Here is a 4,228-nt window from a genome sequence, read left to right as displayed (position 1 = left end):
CTGCGGGGACTTGGCTGTCCTGGCTGCGGAGGAGACCATCCAGCTGCACGCCGGCATCGGCATGACCTGGGAGCACCCGGCTCACCTTTACCTCAAGCGAGCGAAGTCTGATCAGATCGCGCTCGGAACCTCGGGACGCCATCGCGCTCCCTGCACCTGCCGCAGCCAGGGATTTCCCTGGAATTTCAGGCCCTGACCAGCACAAATGTGCGGGTCAGGGCCTGAGGCATATGTACGTGCAATTCCGGCTCTTTACGAGCGTGTGCTCGGGCCTTCTTTTACGAGCCGTCGAAGGTGCGGGGGAGGAGCTATCGGCAGTAGTGGAGGAATCGGGTGCCAGACGGCAGGACATGCTCGTCGGTAAGCCGCCATTTCCGCGGCTCGGCCGCTGCTCCCGTGCCCCATAGCGGAACTCCAGCGCCCAGGGTCATCGGCGCGACCTTGAGTACCAGACGGTCGACCTCGTCGACGAGGGACTGAGCCAGCGTGCCTCCGCCGGCCAGCCAGATGCCCGCACCTTCCTCCTGCTTGAGTTGCCGAATCCGCGCCACGGGATCCTCGGTCACCAGTTCGACGGCCGGGTCGGCGATTTCGTCGAGCGTGGTCGAGAACACAAGGTGTCGGAGGTGCGGGTAGGCGTCGGTGGCCCCTGCCGCCAGACCGATTTCGTAGGTGCGCCGACCCTCCAGCACCGTGTCAAACTCGCGCCCTGCGGTCGAGATGCCCAGTCGCTGACGTGAGTGGCCGGGCAGTGTCTCGGGGAAGTTTTCGACGACGTGCTGGACGTAGTCGGGCGCGATCGGCCAGAACGGCGTTGGATCGGCCCGGTCCGGACCGGCGATGAAGCCGTCAAGGGTCGTGGCGATGAGGTAGGTGAGGGATCGCACGGTGCGGTGTCCTCCTTCTGTGAGGTCTGGTTGGCGGAACGAGCGTTGACCGCACGATCCGTGTCTTCAGGTGAGCGACTGATTCAGTTGATGAAACGAGCCATCAGCAGGCTTATCAGTAGAAGGCGTTCATATGAGCCGTCTTTCTGAGATGCCGCACTTGAGATGTGGCTTGTCCAAACAAGATGCACTAAGAGTGCAGTCTTCTCGATAATCTGTCAAGCCCCCTCTCTGATCGGAGAAAATGCACATGAGAGCAACCGTGCTACATGGCGTCGGCGATATCCGGCTCGACGTTGTTGACGACCCGCGACTTTTCGTCGATTCCGATGCTGTGGTGCGGGCAGTCGCATCGTGTGTCTGCGGCTCTGACCTGTGGCCGTATCGCGGCGAGAACCCGTTCAACGGGCCGACCCGCACCGGGAACTGGCTCTGCGGTTCGGAGCTGACCACGTCATTGCCGAGCGTGGCGACGAGGGCGCGGCCGCCGTCCGCGAGATCTTCAATGGAACCTAGGCCGCAAAGGCGGCCTGGCGTCCGTATGCGCATACTTGCCGGGCCTTCTGCAGGAGATGCTCGACGGTGTCATCACACCCGGCGATGCCTTCGACCTCACACTTCCGCTCGATGCGGTCGCCGAGGGCTACCGGGCGATGGACGAGCGACGTGCAGTCAAGACGATGCTGACGTTCTAGGAGGGCTGACGTTCTGGAAGGACGATTCCATCGACGGGATGCATAATGCCGCCACTGGCGCGGGCACGTCCGAGGTGTGTCTGAGTTATTGCGGTGTCCGACCGGATTGATACTCAACCAAAATCGTCCTGGGCTGTCACAGATGCCGTCGCCCTCCCGTCGGGGGTCTGCAGGCCGACTCTCGTCGGATGGCGTGGACGGCGCGCTGGATCCGCGCACCCAGGAAACCCAAGAAGAAGTTCACGTCACGCTCCACGCACGCGGTCGCGAACACTTGAGTCGTGCCGGACGGGTCCGAGCGACCCAACAACTTTTTGACCGCTCCAACGCCCGGTGTCGTCTTCGAAGACAGGACTCGCACGTGCAGCCGCACGATGAGGGCCATGTCCAACAGGTGAATTGGTCGATAGCGGTGTCCAACCCTGCGTTGCCCGCATGCAGGAAGCCGGGCTAGTGCTTCACCACTCGCCGGGGTCAGGACGATTCTGGAGGCAGCTAGGGCTGGAATCCGAACGAGCGTTTCAAGTCGCACTGTGGCTACCCGAAGTCTCCCAGACAGGGGGCGCATTCATGCGGACCCGGGCCAAGCGTCACCCGGATCCGCATGAATGATGGGAGTTAGTCTGTGCCGCCCAGCATTGCAAGGCTTGGCATGTAGATACCCGAGTACGCGGCTGGTGCACCGCTGATTCTCTTGTTCATAAACAGCGTATTGCTCAACGCCACAACGGGTATCACCAAGTTCTGCTCGTCCTCCCAAATCTTCTGACCTTCCACAATCAACTTGGCCCTTTCCCGCGCGTCGAACGTGGCTCGAGCTTGCTGCAAGAGCGTGCCCACTTCGTCCTGCCCGTCGTAATCTACGTACTGACCCGTGCCGCCAAGGGCACGTGGGAGAACGGTGTAAAGAAGGTTGTCCAACGGGTCGGTCGCGGACATCGTGTCAGCCCAGAAGAACGAGACGTCCGAGCTTTCTCGGTAGGCGGGGCTCGACGCCAACTTTGAGTACACCGAGGACGTGACCGCGCGTATCTCCACGTCTAGTCCAATCTTTTTTGCGTCTTCCTGAATCAGTGTGAGCGCACGCAGATGTGCCTCATTGCCTTGGAGTGCTGCGATCACAATGGGTTTAGACGCGTTGGCGTTTCCTCCGATCACCTTTTTCGCACCAGACGGATCGGGTTTCCTCGGCAGGATCAGCGCGTTGTAGGCATCCTCGTATATGTCCTTCGCCTCGGCTTGCCACCATGCTGGCGTCATCAACGCGTAGCTTGGGCGGGCAGCATTGAAGTAGATCTTCTCGGCAATGGATTGCCTATCGATGATCATGCTGAGCGCTTTTCGAATTTCCGGATCGGCCCCCGGCCCACCGGTAGCGAGCAGAATGGCGATTCGAGGACTCTTGCCGAGGTACACCTTGCCTCTGGCCACGGATTTGAGTGACGGAACAAGGGTCGGTGAGAATCCAAAGGCGCCGTCGATCTCACCGGACTTGAATCCTTGAGTCAAAGTCCCTACGTCGGTGATGAATTTGACACGGACCGTCTCGACCTTAGGCCGCTTCGTCTTATCCCAATAGTCGTCGTTCGCCTTCAGAATCATCTCTGATCCTGAGTTCCATTTCTCGAGTTTGTACGGTCCGCTACACATCAGGCCACGGCTGGGACTTCCATATGCATCCGGGTCTGCCTCGACATACGCCTTCTGAGAGATCATTCCCGGCACAATGGCCATCTCTTGGTGAAAGAGCTCATCGGGCGCTTTGAAGCGGACAACGACACGCTCCGGGCCATCAGCTTCAACACTTTTCACGTTTGTGAAGATCGTGCCATTCAAAGACGCCACTTTGGGGTCGAGGTTCTGCCCGAGGCTGTAGGCGACGTCAGCGGACGTCAGGGGCTGACCGTCCCAGAACTTGACGCCGGAACGAAGCGTGTACGTCAACGTCAGATGATCCTTCGAGTACTTCCAGGACTCAGCAAGTCCCGGCTCGATCTCATACTTTGCGTTGATCCGCAAGAGCGCGTCGCAGGTGTTGGAAACAATCGGGATGTTGTTGTTGCTGGTCGACTGTGTCGGCGCAATCGAGTTCGGTTCGCCGGTTGGGAGATTCCACGTGACCTTCGAGAGAGTGCCCTTGCCCGCGGGGGTGGTCACAAGTTGGTCGTTCTCCACGCCCCCATTCTGTGAAGGCGCCTCACTGGGTGATGAGCAGGCGCTCAGCGTTGCGAACGCTGCTACTGCCGCCACAGGTAGGAGTCGCGCCCGAGACGAGCGGCGAGCCCTGTTCTTGCGGGCCAAACCTTCACCGGACCACATCCGTCCAGCACGGCCATCACTTTCGTTCTCAGATTTACTTCGCATCGGCGCGTTCCCTTCTATGGTCGACCGTCTGGCCCCAAGCCACTGTTCGCCGTACGCCGCAAACGTATGGGCACGACTCATCGGCAGAAGCCCTCCGGATGGGCACTCGTGCTGCGAACCCGTACATGAGACGTGGCTCACATAAACTGAATGCACTCAGCGTGTAGTCTTCTCGATAATCTGTCAAGCCCCCTTTCTGATCGGAGAAATGCACATGAGAGCAACCGTGCTACATGGCGTCCGCGATATCCGGCTCGATATCGTTGACGACCCACGACTTGT

General features: G+C 60.0%; 4 protein-coding genes. 2 read left to right on the top strand and 2 right to left on the bottom strand.

Features of this window, described 5'->3' with window-relative positions; all coding sequences use genetic code 11:
* On the top strand, nucleotides 1-196 hold a 196-nt coding region (locus ACXJKC_RS21685), incomplete at its 5' end, for an acyl-CoA dehydrogenase family protein (RefSeq protein WP_456698838.1).
* Nucleotides 197-308: 112 nt separating this feature from the next.
* Here ACXJKC_RS21685 and ACXJKC_RS21680 read toward each other — a convergent pair.
* Nucleotides 309-887 (bottom strand): dihydrofolate reductase family protein, encoded by a 579-nt coding sequence (locus ACXJKC_RS21680; protein ID WP_456698837.1) that lies wholly within the window; start codon nucleotides 885-887, stop codon nucleotides 309-311.
* A gap of 551 nt (nucleotides 888-1,438) precedes the next feature.
* Here ACXJKC_RS21680 and ACXJKC_RS21675 point away from each other — a divergent pair.
* Complete coding sequence (locus ACXJKC_RS21675) at nucleotides 1,439-1,582, top strand: hypothetical protein (RefSeq protein ID WP_456698836.1); 144 nt, start codon at nucleotides 1,439-1,441, stop codon at nucleotides 1,580-1,582.
* 618 nt (nucleotides 1,583-2,200) lie between these two features.
* On the opposite strand, the gene ACXJKC_RS21670 is transcribed toward ACXJKC_RS21675, so the two are convergent.
* Nucleotides 2,201-3,757: an ABC transporter substrate-binding protein gene (locus ACXJKC_RS21670; protein WP_456698835.1), complete on the bottom strand. Its 1,557-nt coding sequence runs from the start codon at nucleotides 3,755-3,757 to the stop codon at nucleotides 2,201-2,203.
* Nucleotides 3,758-4,228 lie beyond the last annotated feature (471 nt).

Source organism: Aeromicrobium sp. P5_D10 (assembly GCF_054049535.1).
This window is presented reverse-complemented; position numbering and strand designations above follow the sequence as displayed.